Annotated in this window: 15 protein-coding genes; 4 read left to right on the top strand and 11 right to left on the bottom strand. The window is 70.5% G+C overall.

All coding sequences use genetic code 11. From position 1 onward, the window contains the following. Positions 1-45: 45 nt before the first annotated feature. On the top strand, positions 46-1194 hold the full coding sequence (locus ABZ385_RS16045; protein ID WP_230904478.1) for an OzmP: 1149 nt from the start codon (positions 46-48) through the stop codon (positions 1192-1194). A 9-nt stretch (positions 1195-1203) separates the two neighbouring features. Then, a complete protein-coding gene (locus ABZ385_RS16040; RefSeq protein ID WP_358911805.1) occupies positions 1204-3729 on the top strand; it encodes a beta-ketoacyl synthase N-terminal-like domain-containing protein in 2526 nt (841 codons plus the stop codon). 91 nt (positions 3730-3820) lie between these two features. On the opposite strand, the gene ptlI is transcribed toward ABZ385_RS16040, so the two are convergent. The 10 genes from ptlI to gap all read right to left on the bottom strand — a co-directional run bounded on the left by ptlI (position 3821) and on the right by gap (position 16170). After that, on the bottom strand, positions 3821-5194 hold the full coding sequence (gene ptlI / locus ABZ385_RS16035; RefSeq protein WP_358911803.1) for a pentalenene oxygenase: 1374 nt from the start codon (positions 5192-5194) through the stop codon (positions 3821-3823). 40 nt (positions 5195-5234) lie between these two features. Then, the gene (gene ptlA / locus ABZ385_RS16030; RefSeq protein WP_358697223.1) at positions 5235-6245 is read right to left on the bottom strand and encodes a pentalenene synthase; all 1011 of its coding nucleotides are present in this window, start codon (positions 6243-6245) and stop codon (positions 5235-5237) included. Between the two features lie 136 nt (positions 6246-6381). After that, the gene (locus ABZ385_RS16025; protein ID WP_358588875.1) at positions 6382-7395 is read right to left on the bottom strand and encodes a polyprenyl synthetase family protein; all 1014 of its coding nucleotides are present in this window, start codon (positions 7393-7395) and stop codon (positions 6382-6384) included. After that, positions 7392-8291, bottom strand: a complete 900-nt coding sequence (ptlD, locus tag ABZ385_RS16020; RefSeq protein WP_358911801.1) for a neopentalenolactone/pentalenolactone F synthase — start codon at positions 8289-8291, stop codon at positions 7392-7394. The genes ABZ385_RS16025 and ptlD overlap by 4 nt, the downstream gene beginning before the upstream one ends. A 34-nt stretch (positions 8292-8325) precedes the next feature. Beyond that, complete coding sequence (gene ptlE / locus ABZ385_RS16015; protein ID WP_358911944.1) at positions 8326-10080, bottom strand: neopentalenolactone/pentalenolactone D synthase; 1755 nt, start codon at positions 10078-10080, stop codon at positions 8326-8328. 17 nt (positions 10081-10097) lie between these two features. Next, the gene (gene ptlF, locus ABZ385_RS16010) at positions 10098-10898 is read right to left on the bottom strand and encodes a 1-deoxy-11-beta-hydroxypentalenate dehydrogenase (protein ID WP_358911800.1); all 801 of its coding nucleotides are present in this window, start codon (positions 10896-10898) and stop codon (positions 10098-10100) included. A gap of 126 nt (positions 10899-11024) precedes the next feature. Continuing rightward, positions 11025-12479, bottom strand: coding sequence for an MFS transporter (locus ABZ385_RS16005; protein WP_358911798.1), 1455 nt, complete (start codon positions 12477-12479; stop codon positions 11025-11027). Between the two features lie 58 nt (positions 12480-12537). After that, positions 12538-13389 carry a 1-deoxypentalenic acid 11-beta-hydroxylase gene (gene ptlH, locus ABZ385_RS16000; protein ID WP_358911796.1) on the bottom strand — a complete coding sequence of 284 codons (852 nt, stop codon included), beginning with the start codon at positions 13387-13389 and terminating at the stop codon, positions 12538-12540. A gap of 219 nt (positions 13390-13608) precedes the next feature. Continuing rightward, on the bottom strand, positions 13609-14805 hold the full coding sequence (gene penM, locus ABZ385_RS15995; protein WP_358588887.1) for a pentalenolactone synthase: 1197 nt from the start codon (positions 14803-14805) through the stop codon (positions 13609-13611). 360 nt (positions 14806-15165) lie between these two features. Then, entirely contained in the window at positions 15166-16170 is a 1005-nt protein-coding gene (gap, locus tag ABZ385_RS15990; RefSeq protein ID WP_358588889.1) for a type I glyceraldehyde-3-phosphate dehydrogenase, read from the bottom strand. Between the two features lie 179 nt (positions 16171-16349). Here gap and ABZ385_RS15985 point away from each other — a divergent pair, with 179 nt between their 5' ends. After that, the gene (locus tag ABZ385_RS15985) at positions 16350-16823 is read left to right on the top strand and encodes a MarR family transcriptional regulator (RefSeq protein WP_358911795.1); all 474 of its coding nucleotides are present in this window, start codon (positions 16350-16352) and stop codon (positions 16821-16823) included. Positions 16824-16886: 63 nt separating this feature from the next. Here ABZ385_RS15985 and ABZ385_RS15980 read toward each other — a convergent pair whose 3' ends face one another. After that, complete coding sequence (locus tag ABZ385_RS15980) at positions 16887-17390, bottom strand: flavin reductase family protein (protein ID WP_358911793.1); 504 nt, start codon at positions 17388-17390, stop codon at positions 16887-16889. Between the two features lie 160 nt (positions 17391-17550). Between ABZ385_RS15980 and ABZ385_RS15975 the strand changes: the two genes are divergently transcribed. Beyond that, positions 17551-19506 (top strand): protein kinase, encoded by a 1956-nt coding sequence (locus tag ABZ385_RS15975; protein WP_358911791.1) that lies wholly within the window; start codon positions 17551-17553, stop codon positions 19504-19506. Positions 19507-19576 lie beyond the last annotated feature (70 nt).

Genomic DNA, 19576 nt, shown 5'->3' with positions numbered 1-19576 from the left:
GCCCGCCGCAGGCCGCAGGGCCGACACAACCCACCAGGAGGCACCGTGGAACCCACCATCGTCCGCTGCAAGATCTGCTCGCTCAAGGACGGGCACCCGGGGGTCGTCCTCGACGACCAGCAGGTGTGCAATCTCTGCAACCTCGATTTCGCGGGTGACCTGATCGTCAACTACAAGTACACCAACGAGGTGTTCGCCGAGTTCCAGGCGGCGCCGCCCAATCCGCGCGGCGAGTTCGACTGCCTCTTCATGTACAGCGGCGGCAAGGACAGCACGTACATGCTGGACAAGTTCGTCAACGAATACGGCAAGCGCACGCTCGCCTACACCTTCGACGTGCCCTTCGAGAGCACGCACGCCGCACAGAACATCAAGCTGGCGCAGGAGAAGCTGCCCGCGACGTTCGTGGTGGACGCGGACGACGACAACATCAAGAAGATGATGCGGGACGTCTTCAACCGGCCGCGCCCGAAGAAGCCGGGCCAGTACCTCGACGAGAAACTGCCCTGCGTCTCCTGCCGCACGTTCTTCGTGATCCGCGCCATCCTGTACGCCTTCCGCGAGCGCATCCCCTACATCGCCCTGTGCGCCGATCCGCAGCAGATCCTCACGATGGAGTCGAACGTCAGGGAAGTGGTGCGCGGCTTCTACAAGTCCTTCGGGCCCGAGCTGGCGAGCGAACTCTTCGACGGCGAGATCGAGGAGATCCTCTTCGCCGAGGACGACGAACTCCCCAAGATCGTGTTTCCGTTCATCGCCATGCGGCACGACTACGACCCCGACCGCATGGTGGCGGAACTGAAGGAGAAGGGCCTGTACGCCTCGTCGCCGATGGAGACGCACTGCACGCTGTTCCCCCTCCTGAACTACTACTCGTTCAAGAACTGGGACTGCATGTTCTACAAGCTCAACGCGTCCAGCTACACGCGCGCGGTGAGCCGCAACAAGGACTACGACCGTTCCACCTTCAGCATCAAGTTCCCGCGCTCCCTGAACCTGCCCGAGGTCGAGGAGAAGCTGAAGAAGGTGGTCCTGGAGATAGCCGCGGGCGAGGGGGACCGCGAGGAGCATCGCGCCGCGCTGGTGGAGCTGTTCAAGCAGATGGACACCACCGACGACGGCGCGCGGTTCATCGCGGAGACGTTCTTGGACATGCGCGCGGTCGCGGCGGACCTCGGTATCAAGGTGGGTTGAGGAGAAGACATGAACGACCAGCGGACAGAGCAGCAGGAATTCGAGGCCCGGGACTCCGACATCGCCGTCATCGGGTTGGCGTGCCGGTTCCCCGGCGCCGACACCCCCGACGCGTTCTGGCAGGTGCTGAGTGAAGGCAGGGAGACCCTCACCTACTTCACCGACGAGGAGCTGCGCGCGGCGGGCGTCGGCGAACACCTGCTGAACGACGACCGGTACGTCAAGGCCGGGCAGGTGCTCGCGGACGCCGACACGTTCGACGCCGGCTTCTTCGGCATCACCCGGGACGAGGCGGAGCTGATCGACCCGCAGCAGCGCCAGTTCCTGCAGTGCGCGCACGAGGCCCTGGAGACAGCGGGCTACGACCCGCGCCGCGACGAACAGCAGATCGGCGTCTACGCCGGAGTGGGCCTCAACACCTACCTGCTGCACAACCTCGGCGAGCGCTACCGCACCGCGTCCTCCGTGGACCGCTACCGCATGATGATCACCAACGACAAGGACTTCGTCGCCACCCGCACCTCCTACAAGCTGAACCTGCGCGGCCCGAGCGTCAGCACCAACACGGCGTGCTCGACCTCGCTGGTGGCCGTCCACCTGGCCTGCCTCAGCCTCCTCTCGGGGGACTGCGCGATGGCCGTCGCGGGCGCCGCCCACATCCAGGCCGACCAGGGCGAGGGCTACCTCCACCACGAGGGCATGATCTTCTCGCCGGACGGCCACTGCAGGGCTTTCGACGCCAAGGCGCAGGGCACCGTCATCGGCAACGGCGTGGGCGCCGTGGTCCTCAAGCGGCTGAGTGACGCGCTGGCCGACGGCGACACCGTGCACGCCGTCATCAAGGGCACCGCGATCAACAACGACGGCTCGGACAAGACCGGTTACACCGCGCCGAGCGTCCAGGGGCAGGCCGCCGTCATCGCCGAGGCCCAGCAGATCGCCGAGGTCGCCCCCGAGTCCATCTCGTACGTGGAGGCCCACGGCACGGCGACCCCGCTCGGCGACCCCGTGGAGATCGCCGCGCTCAACCAGGCCTTCGGCCGCGAGGGCGGCACCCTCGCCCCGCGCTCCTGCGCGATCGGCTCCGTCAAGACCAACGTCGGCCACCTCGACACGGCCGCGGGCATGGCGGGCCTGATCAAGACGGTCCTGATGCTGCGGCACCGCACGCTCGTCCCCAGCCTCCACTTCGAGTCCCCCAACCCGGAGATCGACTTCGCGGCGGGACCCTTCCACGTCGTCACCGAGACCCGGCAGTGGCCCGAGGGCACCACACCGCGCCGAGCGGGCGTGAGTTCCTTCGGCATCGGCGGCACCAACGCCCACGTCATCGTGGAGGAGCCGCCCGCCCTCCCCTCCGCCCCCGACGCCGAGGACGCCGGGCCCCGCCTCCTGGTGCTCTCCGCCAACACCCCGGCCGCCCTCGACACCGTTGCCGCCGAGCTGGCCCGCCGGCTCCGCAAGGACCGCGGCCTCGCCCTGTCCGCCGTGTCCCAGACCCTGGCGCTCGGCCGCCGCGCGCACCCCTACCGGCGCGCACTGGTCGCCACCGACGTACGGGACGCCGCGCTCGCCCTGGCCCTGGGCGACGCCGACCGGATCCTGACCGCCGATCCCACCGACGAGCGGCCCGTCCTGGACCTGGCCCCCGGCGGCGCCGAGCCGGGACACGCCTCGGCCCTCCACGAGGGGACCGCCGCCTTCCGCGAGCACTACGACCGCTGCGCCGCCGAGCTGGGGACATCCGCCGACGAACTGCTGGGCGCGCGGAGCCCGGAGGCGGACTTCGCCGTCCAGTACGCCACGGCGCGGACCCTGGCCGGCTGGGGGATCACCGCCCCCGTGGTCGCCGCCGACCGCACCGCGCTGCCCGATGCGGCGCTGCGCCTCCTCGAAGGGATCGGCGCGCAGCACACCGCCGGCGCCGGGCGGCCCGGCATCGCCCTGCTGCCGCAGGGGCCGGCGCCCGTCGGCGCCGAGTTCCTGCTCGCTCTCGTCGGGCGGCTGTGGACGGCGGGCGAGGACGTCGACTGGGCGGCGTTCCACGAGGGCGAGCGGATACGCCGGGTGCCGCTGCCCACCTACCCCTTCGAGCGCGTACGGCACTGGATCGAGCCGCACGGCGGCGCGGCACCGGCCGCAGAGCCGACCGCGCGGACGCTGCGGGACCGCTTCGCGGGGGCCACGGACACGCAGAAGAGCGCGCTGCTCACCGAGTTCATCCGCCAGGAGATCGCGGCCGTCCTGGGCGCGCCCGACCCGCGGACCGTGGACCTCGACACCAATCTGTTCGACATGGGCCTGGACTCGCTGATCCTGATCGAGGTCATCGCCAAGCTCAGCGAGGAACTGGCCCACCCCGTGCGCTCGTCGGCCTTCGTCGAGTACCCGACGGTGCGCTCCTTCGTCGCCGACCTCAGCGGCGAACTGGGCATCGCCCCGGACACGGCGGCCGCCGCCCCCGCCGCCTCCGAGGGCCGTGTCTCCCGCAGGGCCCAGCGGGCGGCCGCGCGCCGCCAGGGCGGCGCGCGGTAGCCGGTACGGCGACGCGCGGAAGGCGGTGCGGGGCGGCTGGGCCGGCGGGCTCAGCCGCCCCGCACGTCCGCGCCCCGCACCGCCGTGCCCGTCACCGCGCTCCCGGGGTGCGGGCGGTCAGCCGCAGGCGCAGGCGGCGCGGCTGGTACACGGTGGCGAGCGGGACGGGGCGCACGTCGACCCCCGGTTCGCAGGTGACCCGCCACTTGCTCAGGATGGTGGCGAGCGCCAGCGTCGCCTCGGTACGGGCGTAGAGGTCGCCGATGCACTTGCGGGCGCCGGTGCCGAACGCCATGAACGACTGGCGGGCCTGCGGCGTCACCCGCTCGGGCAGCCAGCGGTCGGGGTCGAACTGGCGCTCCTTGGGGAAGGAGGGCGCGTCGAGCGCGACCGCGGCCGGGCTGAAGACCACGGTGCTCTGGGCGGGCAGCCGCAGCCCGGCGACGTCGAGTTCGGTGGTGGTCAGCCGGGTGAAGAGCCAGGCGGGCGGGTACAGCCGCAGGGTCTCGGTGATGATGCGGTCGGTGAGCTGGAGCCGGGCGACGTCGTCGAACTCCGGTGCCCTGCCCGCGAGGACCTCGTCGATCTCCGCGTACAGCTCCCGCTCGATCCGGGGGTACTTCGAGAGCAGGTAGAAGATCCAGGTGAGGGTGGCCGCCACCGTCTCGGTGCCGGCCGCCATCACGGTGATGACCTGGTCGTGGATCTCCCGGTCGCCGAGCCTGCCGCCGTCCTCGTCGCGGGAGTCGAGGAGCGCGGAGAGCAGGTCGTCGTGGTCGACGCCGTCGCGGCGGTAGTCGTCGATGAGTGTCTGGGTGGTGCGGTGCAGGTAGTCCAGGTTGGCACGGTAGCGCCGGTTGCCCGGGCCGGGCAGCTTGCGGACGGCCGCGGGCAGGAACATCTGCCGGAACAGCCCCTTGAGCACGGCGTCGAAGGCGCGCTCCACGCTGTCGGCGAGTTCCTTGCTGACCGGCGTCGAGTACAGGGTGCGGCCCACGGTGCGCAGGGCCATGCCGTACATCTCGGGGAAGGCGTCGACCACCAGGCCGTCGCTCCAGCGTTCCGCGCTCGCCTCGATCTCGGCGTGCATCGCCGACGCGTACCGCTTGAGCTGGGGGCGGGTGAACGCCGACTGCATGAGCCTTCTCTGCCGCCGGTGGTCGGCGTAGGGGCAGGTCACCAGGCCGTTGCCCGCGATGTCACGGGCGCGGTCGTAGAAGATGCCGCCCTTGTCGTACTCGTTGTCGCTGGTCAGGACGTGGCGCAGGAGGGCGGGATGGGTCGGTACGTGGGCCTCGGTGGGGCCCAGGCGTATCTTCACCAGGTCGCCGTGCCTGGCCAGCGAGGACATGAACTGCAGCGGACGGCGCATCATCTGCCAGGCGTGACCGACCAGGGGCACGGCTCCCGGTGCGGTGCCCGCGACGAAGGTCTGCTGCTCGGTCCGGGTGGTCTGCTGGGCCATGGGGTTCTCCTCGGGAGGGTCGGGCTCGGATGGTGGTCTGTCAGCGGACGCTGCCGAGTTCTTCGAGGAACCCCTGGCGGCTCGCGGCCAGCGCGAACTCGGCGTCGTAGCGTCCCGATGAGCGGTGCCAGTCGTAGGAGCCGCGGATGACGGGCCGCACCGCGTCCAGGCGGTAGCGTTCGACGGCCTCGCGCTCGTCCGCGGAGAGGGAGAAGGCGTCGCAGACCTTGGGCAGGATGCTCTCCAGGAGCAGGAACTCCTCCAGGCGTACGCGCACCTCCTCCTGCATGTGGGCGATGCTGCGGCTCTTGGGCCAGCCGTGCTCGCGCATCAGGATGAGGACCATGTTGTTCAGCTCGCCGCGTGCCTCCTCCTTCTCCAGGGAGGCGATGTCGTTGAGCAGCAGGTTGACGTCGACGGCGATCCGCAGCATCGCCGACATCACGGCACTGTCGAAGACCCGGTGCGGCACCTCGAAGTGCCCGGTGGCCTCGGCGAGGTCGACGGTGGGCTGCACGCCGATCGTGTGGCGGCGCATGGCGAGGTAGCTGCTCGCGGAGTCGCAGGGGGTGGCGTCCCGGCGGCCGTGCGCCTCGTCGACGTAGCCCTGGAAGTAGTTGCGCCAGTGCCGGGCGCTGCGGGCACACCACTCCTTCGACATCCCCTGGCAGGTGCGCCGCCAGACGTCGGCGAAGCCGTGCGCGATCAGGGGCGCGGAAGCGGGCAGCGGTCCGTCCAGGGCGGCGGCCACGACATCGGTCAGCCGCTTGGTCTGCACCGGGTCCTCGCCGCGCGGCCCGTCGAAGAGGTCGTCGAAGAGGAAGAACCAGGACATCAGGTCGACGCCCAGGTCGAGGTCGGCGCCACTGGTCGAGGGGTAGAAGCGGGAGGCGAGATCGGCGTAGCCGCCCTTGCGGTGGCGCTCCGCGGCGGCCTCGCTGGTGATCAGGCCGAAGGAGCGGGGCCATTCGATGTGCTCGGCCTCCGCGCGGGCGTAGTCGGGGCTGCGGCGGCCGGGCAGCGGTATGGAGAAGTCGACGTCCTGGGGCATGGGGACTCCCTGGGCTGTGGAACAGGCACGCGGAGGTGCTCGGGGGATGAGGGGGCACCGGGGCGGCGCTGCCCCTGGTGTCGGGTGTGCGTACGGAGTGCGGCGGGGACGGACCGGGGGAGGGGGCGGGCGGAGTTCAGACCTTCCGGTCGACGACGAACCGGCCGAGCGCGACGAGTTCACCCCGCGCTCCGGCGTCGAGGTCGACGCCGCCCAGCGCGTCCTCGGCCAGCGCCATGCGCCGGGCGGCCTCGGCCAGCGCCCAGTCCCGGCCGCCCGCGCCCTCGATCAGGCCGGCCACCCGCCGCAGCTCCTCCTCGTCGGGGTCGCCGGAGGTGGCGAGCCAGGTCGCCAGCTCGTCGCCGAGCGGCCCGTCCTGGTTCAGGGCGTGGCTCACCGGCAGGGACTTCTTGCGGGAACGCAGATCGGAGTGGACCGGCTTGCCGGTGACCGCCGGATCGCCCCAGATGCCGAGCACGTCGTCGACGAGCTGGAAGGCGATGCCGAGATGGTCGCCGTAGAGCGCGAGGGCGTCCACCGCCGCCTCCGGCGCACCGGCCAGTACGGCGCCGATCGCGGCGCTCGCCGACAGCAGCGAGCCGGTCTTCCCGGCGGCCATGTCGAGGCACTCCTCGACCGTGACGTGCCTGCGCTGCTCGAAGCCGAGGTCCTGGACCTGACCGCGGATCAGGTGCCGGGTGGTGCGCGCGAGGAGCCGGGCGGCGGGCGCCGCGGCCGGCGAGCCGCTGTCGAGGAGCACCTCCTGGGCGAGCGCGAGCATGGCGTCACCGGTCAGGATGGCGCTGGAGGGGCCCCACAGCTTCCACACCGTGCGCCGGTGGCGACGCTCCTCGTCGCCGTCCATCAGATCGTCGTGCACGAGGGAGAAGTTGTGCACCAGCTCCACGGCGACGGCGCCGGGCAGGGCGACCTCCGGCGGTGCGCCGACCGCCTCGGCCGACAGGAGCGCGAGCGCCGGCCGTACGGCCTTACCCGGGTCGGCGCTGGTGGGCGCGCCCCCGGCGGTGATCCACCCGAAGTGGTAGGCGGCCTGGTGGCGTGAGCGGCGGTCGAGCCGGTCGACGGCGGCCCGCAGGGCCGGGGTGAGCGTGACCCGGCTGTGGCTGAGAAAGGCGGGAGGGGCGCTCATGCGGCGACCTGCGCGTGCCAGGGGGCCGTCGGGTCGTCGAAGATGCTGACGACCTGGCGCATGACGCGCCGTTCGGCCGGGTCGAACGCCTCCTTGGCGTGGATGGTGCCGAGCTGGTCCCACATGACGATGTCCCCCGGCTGCCAGGTGTGGGCGTAGGTGAACTCGGGTCTGCCCGCGTGCGCGAGGAGCCCGTCGAGCAGCTCGCGGCTGTCGTCGGGCGCGAGATCCACGATCCGCTTGGTGTTCAGGGTGCTGACGTAGACCGACTGGCGGCCGGTGCGCGGATTGCGGGCGATCAGCGGGTGGATGGTCGAGGTGCCGTCCTCGGGCTGGATCTCCTCGGTTCGCTCACCGAGGGACACCTCGCCCTGGAGCTGCTCCTCGATGGTCTCCTCGTACCCGGTGCGCAGGGCGTGGCGTACGCGGTAGGAGTGCAGGCGCCCGCGCTCTTCGAGCGACAGCGACTCGTACAGGGCGTACATGTCGGTGAAGAGGGTCCGTCCGCCACCGGAGGCCGGCACTTCCAGCGCTTCGAGGAAGCCGACCTGGGAGACGCGGGGACGGAAGGAGTAGTCGGTGTGCCAGTCCATCCACGCGGCGTCGCCGACGCCGATCTTGCGGCCGTCCTCCACCAGGTTGGACACGATCAGAATCTCGTTGTGGTCGGGGTGGGCACCGCTGGTCAGGCCGGTCTTCGGGATGTGCCCGAAGTGGCGGCCGAAGGCCAGGAACTCCTCGTCGGAGGGTCTTGGGTGGCCACGGAAGACGAGGACGAGGTGCGCGTCGAGCGCCGCCCGGATCTCCTCGGTCCGGGTCTTGTCCATGTCGCCGGTGACACGGACGCCGTCCACGACGGCGCCGAGTGCGGCGCCGGGTATCGGCGTGACGTCCATGGGCGTTGCCGCCTTTCGCAGAAGGGTCGGGTGGTCAGCGCAGTTCGAGGCCGGCGAGGTCGCCCGCCGCGCGCCAGCGCCTGAGGATGTTGACGAACTCCACCGAGCCGCCGCCGTAGCTGGAGTTGAGCCGGGGCATCGCGCTCGGGTCGCCCTCGTTGTTGTAGAGGCCGGGGGTGCAGTTCTCCAGGAAGTCGAGATCGTTGCTGGCGAGCCGGAGGATCTCCTCGACCCACTCCTTCTCGGCGGCCTCCGACGCCTCCACGACCCGGTGTCCGCGCTCCTCGACGCTCTTGACGATGTACGCGAGGTGCCGGGTCTGCTCGCCCAGCATGTAGGCGATGTTGACGTGCCGGCCCGCCTGGATCTTGGAGAGGATGAAGCAGTTGGGGAAGCCGTTCACCTGGAGTCCGTGCAGGGTGCGCGCCCCGTCCGCCCACTTCTGCGACAGCTTCACGCCGTCGCGGCCGACGATGTCGTACCCGGCGCGCTCGGTGTAGGGGACGGCGAACTCATGCTCATAGCCGGTGGCGAAGATCAGGCAGTCGACCGGGTACTCCCGGCCGTTCGCGACCACCCCGGCCTCGGTGAGCCGTTCCACGCCCCGCCCCTGGGTGTCGACGAGGGTGACGTTGGGCCGGTTGAAGGTGTGGAGGTAGCCGTCGTGGAAGCAGGGCCGCTTGCAGTACACGCGGTAGTACGGCTTGAGGGCGGCGGCGGTCGCGGGGTCGGTGACGACGCTGTCGATGCGGGCCCGCAACTCCTCCATCTTGAGGAAGTCCGCCCGCTCGGCCGCCAGCGCCCGCTCCTTCGGATCGCCCCCCGTGTCGCCGGTCGGCAGGATCGCGGCGGCCAGTTTGGCCGTGGTCTGGGTCCAGCGGTCCTGGACCAGGTCCTCGTCCTGTGGGATGCCGGAGGTCAGGGCGTGGAAGTTCTCCATCCGGTGCTGCTGCCAGCCCGGTTGGAGGCCGTCCGCCCAGTCGGGCGGGGTGGGCCGGTTGCCGCGCACGTCGACGGTGGCGGGGGTGCGCTGGAAGAGGACGAGCCGCTCGGCCCACTCGGCGAGGTGCGGGGCGAGCTGGATGGTCGTCGAGCCGGTGCCGATGACGCCGACCGTCTTGTCCTTCAGCCCGGTCAGGCCGCCGGTGCTGTCCCCGCCGGTGTAGTCGAAGTCCCAGCGGCTGGTGTGGAAGGAGTGCCCGGCGAACGTCTCGAGGCCGGGCACGGCGGGGAGCTTGGGGCGGTGCATCAGGCCGATCGACATGGCCACGTACCGCGCCCGGAACAGATCCCCGCGGTCGGTGCTCACCAGCCACCTCTCGGCGGCCTCGTCCCAGCGCAGTTCGGTGACGGCGGTCTGGAAGAGGGCGTCGCGGTAGAGGTCGTACTGGTGGGCGATCCGCTGGAGGTGGGCGAAGATCTCGGGCCCGGTGGAGTACTTCTCCGTGGGTATCGTGCCGGTCTCTTCGAGCAGCGGCATGTATATGTAGCTCTCGACGTCGCAGCGCACGCCGGGGAAGCGGTTCCAGTACCAGGTGCCGCCGACGTCGCCCGCCTCGTCGATCAGCCGGATGCGGTCGAGGCCGGTCTCCTGGCGCAGGCGGGCGCCGGTCAGCAGGCCGCCGATGCCGGCGCCGACGACGGCGACGTCCACCTCGTCGGTGACGGGCGGGCGCTCCCGCCGCTCGGTGTACGGGTCGCGCGCGTAGCCGCTGAAGTCGCCGCGCGCGAACTGGTAGCTGCGGCCGGTGCTGCGCTTGTCGCGTTCCTGGCGGTACTTCTCGCGCACCGCCTCCAGGTCGATGGTCAGGGTTTCATCGCTTCGGTCGTCGCTCTCGGCGTGTGGCACAGCTCCTCCTCGGGGGAAGGGGGCGGAAGGGAGACATGACGCCATACGTCGTCGAACTGATCACGCAGCCGCAGCGGGGCGTCGGAGTTGCTGAAGAGGTAGAAGCGGTCGGAGCCGAGGGCCTCCCACACGAGTGAGGCGACGTCCTCGGCGCTCACGGAGGTGTCACCGCCCGCGCCGCGCGGCGCGGTCAGGCCCTGGACCATGGGGGTGTCGACCCGTCCCGGGCACAGCACCGACACCCGGATCGGGGTGTCCCGCAGATCGGCGCGCAGGCTGCGGGCGACCGCGAGGTCGGCGTGCTTGGAGGCGGCGTAGGCGGCGCTGCCCGCGCCGACGGCGAAGGCGGACATCGAGGCGGTGTGGATCAGGTGGGCGGGCCTGCCACGCTCGAGGAGCGGCGGGATGAAGGCGCGGGACACCAGGACGTGCGCCCAGTGGTTCGCCTCGAAGACCTGCCGCATCCGCTCCAGCGGCACCTCCCACAGGGGCTGTCCCACGGGGCCGAGGACCCCGGCGTTGTTGCAGACCACGTCGATGTCGCCGAGCACGTCGAACGCGGTGCCCGCGAGGCGTGCGACGGCGTCCGGGTCGGTCAGGTCGGCGCTCACCGCGGTGACCTTCGCGCCGCGCGCCGTGAGTTCGCCGGCCCGCGCGCGCAGCGCGTCACCCGCGACGTCCGCCATGACCACGGCCATGCCGGCCCGGGCGAAACGGGCGCTGAGGGCGAGTCCGATGCCGCTGGCGGCGCCGGTCACCACGGCTGTGTCCGTCCGTAACTGCACTTGGCTGCCTCCACTCCTGTGCGCGGATACGCCGAAGGACGGCGCGCCGCTGCCTGCGAGAGGGTCTGGGTCAGTACGCGTCGTGCACGGGGTGCAGCATCACCTGGGGTCGGGGAGTTTCAGGCTGATCGCGAGGACGATCACCGAACAGCACGCGAGGAGGGCGAGGACGGCCACGGCCGCCGGCATCGTCGACTGCCAGTCGGCCATGGACAGATAGAGGGTTCCGCCCACGGTCGCGCCCAGCGCGGTCGCCATCTGCTGGCTGGTCACCAGCACACCGCTGCCCATCCCGGCCTGGGCCGTGGGTACGTCGGCGAGGATCATCCGGAACAGTGTCGGCCCGGTCAGCGCGGCGCCCACGCCGTAGAGGCCGATCCCGACGAGTACGAGCGCCAGGGAGGGGTGCGGCCAGCCGAACCGGATGACCAGCGCGAGGAGCAGCAGGCCCGCACTCTGGACGCAGGCGCCCAGGGTGACGATGCGGGCGCCCAGGGCCGCCGCGATCTTCGGGGTGAACAGGGTCACCGCGAAGAACGCCACGGCGAACGGCGCCAGGCCGCCGCCGGATTCGAGGCCGTCGAAGCCGAAGTGGCCCTGCGCGACCAGTGCGTAGACGAACAGGAAGGCGCCGAAGCCGGCCGAGAACGGCACCATGGCCGCCAGGCCCCTGCGCATCCCCGGGTGGGACAGGACCGTCGGGGACAGCAGCGGTGAGCCGCCTCGCGCCTCCAGGCCGCGTTCGGCCCGGGCCAGCGCCAGCGCACTCGCCGCGGCGACCAGGAGCAGTGACCACAGCCACAGCGGCCAGCCCAGGTCGGGGCCCGCCACGACCAGGGTGAGGACGCAGACCATGGTGAGGCCGAACAGGGCGGTGCCCTTGGGGTCGAAGCCGGGCTTGGCGTCCGCCTTGGTCGCGGGGACGCGCCGGACGGCGAGCAGCGCGGCCACCCCGATCGGCACGTTGATCGCGAAGACCGCTCGCCAGCCGATGCCCGCGACGTCCAGCGAGACGAGGAGTCCGCCCAGGATCTGTCCGACGACCATGCCGAGGGCGGCGGTCGCGCCGTACATGCCGATGGCGCGGGCGCGCGCCTGACCCTGGGTGGCCGCCTGGATCGTCGCGAGCACCTGCGGTACGAGCATGGCGGCGGCGGCGCCCTGGAGCAGCCGGGCGGCGACGAGGAACTCGATCGTCGGGGCGAGTCCGCAGAGCGCCGAGGTCAGGGTGAAGGCGGCGAGTCCGTAGGCGTACAGGCGGCGCCTGCCGAAGGCGTCGCCGAGCCGGCCGCCGAGCACGAGCCCGAGGGCGTAGGTGAGTCCGTAACCGGACACCACCAGCTCCAGTGCGGCGGGGCCGCCGTGGAGGTCGTCGCTGATCGGGTTCAGCGCCACGTTGACGATGGAGGCGTCCACGATGGACAGGGCGTAGCCGGTGAGCACCACCACGAGGGCGATGCCGGTGAGCCCCGCGGCGTCCGGCTCCGTACGGGCAGAGGGCTCCGGGGCCGCGTCGGACCCCTTGACGGAGGGCAGGCCCTCGCGGTTCGTCATGCGTTGTCTACCCGGGCTTTCGTGGGGGACGGTGGAAGCGCGTGCGGGGGTGAGTCGGTCATTCGGCGGTGGCGGGAGTGCCGGTGATCTTCGAAAGGATGCCCTTGGAGGCGTCCTTGGCGGACTCCGGCCAGGGGGTCATGGAATTGAACCCGCGGTGCGAGGTGGCGGGTTGGATGCGGGTGTCCATCGACATCCGCATGCCGGCCGGGGCCACGGAGACGTTCGGGATGGACTTGTGGCACATGAAGGCGTGGAAGAGGAGCACGTCACCCGGTTCCATGGGCGAGAACAGCAGCTGTTCGTCCGCGTCGAACTCCTCGGCGGGGATGCCGCGCACGGGGTGGCCGAAGCGGCGGAAGTTCTCGGTGACGACGTGCTCGCGGGGGCCCCTCTTGTGGCTGCCGTCGGCGAGGGCGACGCCGCCTATGGCGGGGCTCGTCGGGAGCAGCGGTATCCAGGCGGTGCGGAAGTCCTTGTTGGGGCCTATGTAGAAGCCGTCCTGGTGCAGCGGGGTCAGGAAGCTGGGCTCCGCGGAGCCCGCGGCGGAGGGGTAGTAGCGGATCGTCGTCGACTTGAAGACGAAGACGGGCTCGCCGAAGACCTGCTCCCACAGCTTGACGGTCGTGGGGTGGTTCCACAGCTCGTCGTACTTGACGTACTCGTGCATCGCCACCTCGTCGACCGCCTCGAAGGAGTCGATGGCAAGGGTGTCGAGCGTGGTGTCGGGGGCGGCGTGGCCGAGCGCGATCAGGCCCTGGAGCATCTGCTCGGCGGCGGTCCGCACCAGTGCGCGGTCCAGGGCGCCACGGAGATAGAGATAGCCGTGCTCTTCATAGAAGCGGTCGAGGGCCTCACGGTCGTCGAGAAGAGGCGCGCAGTCGACGTAGTCGCTGAAAGTGTCCGTCATGGTTCCTTGTCCTCGTGATAACTGGCGCGTGGGGAAAGGAGCGTCACACCTCCGGGCGGACCGACGGCTCGAATCGATGGACCAAGAGCCTATATAGCCCGGCGATGCATTTCCAACCCTCAAATTGCCTGAGGGGTCGTCAACTCACTTGCGGGATGCCGTGTTCGTTTCGTTCGACGGTTTCCGCTGGCGGGTGTGCGACGGTTCTGCCGAAACCGCTCAGAAGGTCACCGGGATTTCGTCGAACCCGCCGGTGATCCGGTGCTCCTGCCACCGCAGGGAATCCTCGGGGACCGCGAGCCGCAGGTCCGGCAGCCGTTGGAACAGCCTCGCGAACACGGCGGTCAGCTCGATCCGGGCCAGCGTGCGGCCTATGCAGTGGCGGGCGCCGTGCCCGAACGCCAGGTGCGACTTGGGCCTGTCCCGGTGCAGGTCCAGCACGTCGCCCGCGGGGTAGGCCCGCTCGTCTATGTTGGCCGCGCCGATGGCGAGCTTCACCGCGTCCCCGGCCCGGATCACCGTGTCGCCGACGGTGATGTCGCTGTGCGCGTAGCGGGGTATCAGCGCGTTGGACCCCTTGCCGCCGACGCTCAGGCGCAGAATCTCCTCGACCGCGGCCGGTGCGAGGCCGGGGTCCTCGACGAGCTGCGCGCGCTGGACGGGGTTGCGCAGCAACAGCAGTGTGCCCAGGTCGATGCGTACGATGGTGGTCTCGTAGCCGAACAGCAGCACGGCGCTGCCCAAGTCGACGATCTCCGTGTCGGACAGGGTGCCGCCCTTGGCGGTGATCAGCTCGGAGAGGATGTCGTCGCCCGGTTCGGCGCGCTTGCGCGCCACCAGCTCCATCATGTAGTCGACGACCTTCTTGAAGGTGTTCGCCGAGTGCTGGTCGTCGCTGTGGTCGAAGGTGCCTCTCGCCCACTGGCCGAACCGCTCCCGGTCGGCCAGCGGCACGCCGAGCAGATCGCAGACCACCATGGTCGGCAGCGGGAACGACAGCGCGCGGTGCAGGTCGATCGGCGGGGAAGAGGCGGCCAACTCCTCGAGCAGCTCGTCCACATGGTGCTCGATGCGGGTCTGCATGCGGCGCATGCGCTGCGTGGTGAACAGTGGGACGAGCAGCTCGCGCATCTGCCCGTGCCTGGCCGGTTCGGTGTCGCAGTCGTCCCCCGCCATCAGGGCGACCATGAAGCCTCTGGCCGCGCTCTGGGCCGACTGCTCGCGGTCGGGATTGCTGAGACGGAGCCGGCGGTCGGCGAGCAGGGTGCGCACCTCGTCGTAGCGGGTGACCAGCCAGGCGTCCTCACCGGCCGCCCGCACCTTGGTGATCGGCCCCTCCTGCTGCAGTGCGCGCATTTGGGGCGCGATGCCCATGACGGACGGATTGTCGAACGGTAGCGTCGGGAGTTCCTTCATGCGGGCATGCTCATTTCCCCGAGGGCCTCCCGCATTCTTCTGGAAGCACCCCGGATCGACAGCAAAGGCAATTTCCTGGACAGGCCGACGGCGCCGGCGACGCCGAGTCGCGGAAATGTCGGAGCAAGACGCGCCATTGCGCCATGGAAAGCTGGTGCGGACCGCGTACCCCTCGCGAGGCGCCGACCATCAATGCGTCAACGAGATTATATAAGTGTGCGCTATTTTTCTAGGGTGACCACGTGGCCGCCCGACAGCCCACTGGGCCACCTGGACGTGCGCACGCCCGGCTCAAGACCCCGCCGCGGCGGCGGCTCAAGCCGGGCGGACCGCCGACGGCCCCCCGGCCGTCGGCAGGACCTAGAGCGAGGTGCCGACCTTGAGCGCCAGGTCGATGAGGCGGTTGGAGTAGCCCCACTCGTTGTCGTACCAGCCGACGACCTTGACCTGCGGCCCCATGACCCGGGTGAGACCGGCGTCGTAGATGCAGGAGGCCGGGTCGGTGACGATGTCGGAGCTGACGATGGGCGCCTCGGTGTAGGAGAGCAGCCCCTTGTACGCGCCGGCGGCGGCCTTCGCGTACGCCTCGTTGATCTCCTCGACGGTGGTGCGGCGGCTCGTGGTGACCGTCAGGTCGGTGACGGACCCGGTGGGCACGGGGACGCGCAGCGCGAACGCATCGAGCCGGCCCTGGAGTTCGGGCAGGACCAGACCGATGGCCTTGGCCGCGCCGCTGGACGTCGGCACCACGTTGATCGCCGCCGAGCGGGCGCGGCGCAGGTCCTTGTGCGGGGCGTCCTGGAGGTTCTGGTCCTGGGTGTAGGCGTGGACGGTCGTCATCATCCCGTACTCGATGCCGACGCTCTCGTGCAGCACCTTGGCGAGGACGCCGAGGCAGTTGGTGGTGCAGGAGGCGTTGGAGATGATCGCGTGCCGCTCCGGGTCGTACGCGTCGTCGTTGACGCCGAGGACGAGGGTGACGTCCTCCCCGTCGGCCGGCGCGGCGATGATCACCTTCTTGGCGCCGCCGTCGAGGTGCGCGCGGGCCTTCTCGGCCTTGGTGAAGATGCCGGTGGACTCGATGACGACGTCCACGCCCAGGTCGCCCCAGGGCAGTTGGGCCGGGTCGCGCTCGGCGAGGACCTTGACCGTCTTGTCGCCGGCCCGGATCGCGCCGGGCTCGGCGGTGATCTCCTCCGGGAAGCGGCCGAGGACCGAGTCGTAGGCCAACAGGTGGGCCATGGTCGGTACGTCGCCCAGGTCGTTGACCGCGACGATCTCCACATCCGCACCCCGGGCGGCGACCGCCCGGAAGACGTTCCTCCCGATGCGGCCGAAGCCGTTGATACCTACACGAACAGTCATGCGTTCCTCTCACGACGGTTGGGGGGTTCCACGGTGAAGAGAGGGCAGCCGGGCATGTCGCGGCGCGCCGCGGCGGCGGCCACCCAGAACACCATAAGCAACTTCTGTAAGTTATCAATACATCGCCACTCCGCAAGCTATAGGCTCTCCGCGTGCGTGCCTCCGGGAACGATCTGAATATGACTCAGTTCATCGACGTCGTCGAGGAGTTCAACCGTTTCTACATCCGCCTGCCGCGTCGGCGAAACCACGCGTTCAGCACGCTGTCGGTGCTTGACGCCCTGGCCTGCGCCGACCGCCCGAAACGGCTGACCGAGCTGATCGCGAGCGAACAGCTCAGCCAGCCGGGGCTCACCCAGCTGGTCAAGCGCCTGGAACGCGACGGCCTGGTGGAACGCGGACGTGACCCGCGCGACGGCCGCGCCGTTCTGGTGCGCATCACCCAGAAGGGTCGGGAGGTCGGCGAGTCGCGGCGCGGGGAACGGACCGAGCAGCTGACGCCGCTGATCGCGCTGCTCACTCCGGAGGAGCGCCGCGCGATCGCCGGGGCACTGCCCGCGCTGCGGCGCCTGACGCGGCTGGGGCGGGACGGCGCCGGCGATGCGGTCGGCTCTGCCGGGGCGGAGGGGTGCTGGCGCCGCCCGGCGGGGTGAGCGCCGCGGCGGGCCCGCGAGGGCGGACGCCGTGGGTTTCCGAGCCGTGACTCCCGCGCTGGGTCAGGCCGGGTGACCTGCGCTGATGTCGCTCGCGTCGTACAGCGTGAGCACGGCCCGGCCGTCCCGCTCGTCCACGCTGGCCTTGGTGTGGGCGGCGATAGGGTCGAGCACGAAGGCCACGTGGTCGCCCCCGTCGTACCGGTCGTGGACGCGCCCGGTGAACCAGGCGAGAGCGTCGGTCAGGACGATCGCGCCCTCCGCCCCTTCGGACCACGCCAAGCCGTCGAACTTGTCGGTCTCGGCGCTGCATGCGGAGCCGAAGCGTTCGGCGAGGTCGAGCCGGTTCTTCGGCAGTTGGTGGACGGTGAGCGTGTCCGCCGCCAGGGCCAGACGGTAGGTGTGGTTGGCCTTGGAGAGCCACACGGAGAAGCGGACGGGACTCAGTGAGCACTGGCTCGCGAAGCCGACCAGACAGCCGGCTCGCTGTCCGTCAGCGGCCACCGTGACCACGTACACGGCGGGATCCGCGAGGGCGGTGAAGGCCGCGAGGTCCTTGTCGTTCATGTCCACCTGTTCACCTGTCTACCTGTCCGAGGGTGTGCCACCTACCCGCTGCCGGGCCGTTGCCCACCTTCGCACAGGCGGGTCGCCGCATGTCGGTCAAAACGACCTCTGAGCGCACAACGGACACGGCCGTCGGGGAGTTGGGCTACTCTCCCTCTTCGTGGATCAGCTGACCGCCGAAGACCCGCCCCACATAGGCCCTTACCGCCTCATCGCACGCTTGGGTGCCGGCGGCATGGGCCGGGTCTACCTCGCCCGATCCGAAGGCGGGCGCACGGTCGCGGTCAAGGTCGTGCAGACCGAGTTCGCCCAGCACCCCGAATTCCGCTCGCGGTTCGCACGCGAGGTCACCGCGGCGAAGCGGGTTGGGGGGACCTGGACCGCGGCCGTGCTCGACGCGGACACGGACGCGCAGACACCTTGGGTCGCGACGCAGTACGTCCCCGGGCCCGATCTGCACGCCGTAGTGGCGGAGCAGCACGGTCCGTTGCCCGAACAGTCGGTGCGGGTCCTGGCCAACCGGCTCGCGCGCGCCCTGCGGGCCATCCACGAGGCGGGCCTCGTCCACCGCGACCTCAAGCCGTCCAATGTCCTGGTCACCGTGGACGGGCCCCGGGTCATCGACTTCGGTATCGCACGCGCGATGGACAGCATCAGCGGGGACAGCCTGCAGACCCGCACCGGAATGCTGATCGGCTCGCCCGGCTTCATGTCCCCGGAACAGGTGCGGGGGCTCCACGTCACCCCCGCCTCGGATGTGTTCTGCCTGGGTTCGGTCCTCGCGTACGCCGCCACGGGACGCCAGCCCTTCGGGTCGACCGGCAACGGGCTGCACGCCCAGCTGTTCCGGGTCGCCGAGGAAGAGCCGGACCTGGACGGGCTGCCGCATGGGCTCCTCGGCCTCGTGCGGGACTGCCTGCGGAAGGACCCGGCACAGCGCCCCACGCCGGAGCAGGTGGCCGCCCGCACCACCACGGCAGAGGCCCACGAATGGCTGCCGGGCGCGCTGCTCGCTCAGCTGGGGCGGCACGCCGCGCAGTTGCTGGACTTCGACCCACTGCGCCCGCGCACGGTCCTCGCATCGGACCAGGGCCCCACTCCGCCGCTGCCTGCCAGGCCTGCGCCCTCACCCCGGGCCGCGCAACCGCCCACGGCCTCCCCGCCGGACGCGCTCGCGCCCACGGCCGGGCGGGACCACGACGGTCCGGCGCAGACCCTGAAGCGGCGAGGCCGCCCGGCCGTCGTCGCGGGGGCGGCAGTCACCGTGGCGCTCGTCGTCATCGGCGGATTGTTCGCGCTCCGCCCGTGGCAGAGCGGAACATCGCTGAGTGCTCCGAAAACGTTGCGGGGAAGCTGGGAGGGGGCTCTCGATCTGAAGGACAACCAGGGCGTCCCCATAGAGGGGGTGACCGCACGACTGGTCATCGGCGCGGAGGACACCGCCGAGTACTCCGTGTTGAACGAGGACCGGCTGTGCGTCTGGGACAGCACCATCACCGAATCCAAAAGCGACTCGATCAAGCTCGGCACGAGTCGATTGAAGAGCGCGAGCCCCAAGTCCGAGGCGGGCAAGTGCGAGCACGACACCGAGGACTACGGCTCCTCCGTCCTGGACGGTACGGGGGCGTTCGTGGCCACATGGGACGGGAACTACGAGTGGGAGGACGACACGGGCTACTACGATCACCGCAACGACGGGAAGACCAGCTACGAACCTGACACGTTCGAAAAGGCAACGCCCGCCAAGGGCGCGCTGCCGCAGAAATATCGGGGCTCGTGGAACGGCCGGGGACAGGACGGCACCTACCGCTTCGAAGTCACCATGGGGCGCGGGGCGACGAAACGCGACATCCGTCTTGTGTCCATCAGCGAAATGGGGGAGAAGTGCGTGTACAAGGCGCAGGTGTTCTCCCAGGAGCCGGCCCTGCTGCGCACCGCGCCCGCGGAACTCACCGACAGCAAGCAGCCATCGGGCTGCGCCAAGAGTGCCCCTTCATTGTCCTTCCAGGAGAGCGAGGAAAAGGAAAAGCGAAAGTTGTCGTTCGAGCCCATAGGCGGCGCCACCACCCCCCTCTTCGAACCCCGGCACTGGATGGGAAAGCTGACTTTTGTGTGAAGTCAGCAGGCGCAGGGTCTTGCCCGAGGTGAGCGAGTCGACGCCACCCTCGATGAATCAGGCGAGTGTC

Origin of the sequence: Streptomyces sp. NPDC005898 (genome assembly GCF_040629635.1) — a bacterium.
GTDB lineage: Bacteria > Actinomycetota > Actinomycetes > Streptomycetales > Streptomycetaceae > Streptomyces.
This window is presented reverse-complemented; position numbering and strand designations above follow the sequence as displayed.

Bases quoted from the DNA above. Each gene is read 5' to 3' on its own strand.
- ptlH (WP_358911796.1), bottom strand. From the start codon at position 13,389: ATGACGGACACTTTCAGCGACTACGTCGACTGCGCGCCTCTTCTCGAC.
- ABZ385_RS15980 (WP_358911793.1), bottom strand. From the start codon at position 17,390: ATGAACGACAAGGACCTCGCGGCCTTCACCGCCCTCGCGGATCCCGCC.
- ABZ385_RS16025 (WP_358588875.1), bottom strand. From the start codon at position 7,395: ATGAGCGCCCCTCCCGCCTTTCTCAGCCACAGCCGGGTCACGCTCACC.
- ptlD (WP_358911801.1), bottom strand. From the start codon at position 8,291: ATGGACGTCACGCCGATACCCGGCGCCGCACTCGGCGCCGTCGTGGAC.
- ptlA (WP_358697223.1), bottom strand. From the start codon at position 6,245: ATGCCCCAGGACGTCGACTTCTCCATACCGCTGCCCGGCCGCCGCAGC.
- ABZ385_RS16005 (WP_358911798.1), bottom strand. From the start codon at position 12,479: ATGACGAACCGCGAGGGCCTGCCCTCCGTCAAGGGGTCCGACGCGGCC.
- gap (WP_358588889.1), bottom strand. From the start codon at position 16,170: ATGACTGTTCGTGTAGGTATCAACGGCTTCGGCCGCATCGGGAGGAAC.
- ptlI (WP_358911803.1), bottom strand. From the start codon at position 5,194: ATGGCCCAGCAGACCACCCGGACCGAGCAGCAGACCTTCGTCGCGGGC.
- penM (WP_358588887.1), bottom strand. From the start codon at position 14,805: ATGAAGGAACTCCCGACGCTACCGTTCGACAATCCGTCCGTCATGGGC.
- ABZ385_RS15985 (WP_358911795.1), top strand. From the start codon at position 16,350: ATGACTCAGTTCATCGACGTCGTCGAGGAGTTCAACCGTTTCTACATC.
- ABZ385_RS16040 (WP_358911805.1), top strand. From the start codon at position 1,204: ATGAACGACCAGCGGACAGAGCAGCAGGAATTCGAGGCCCGGGACTCC.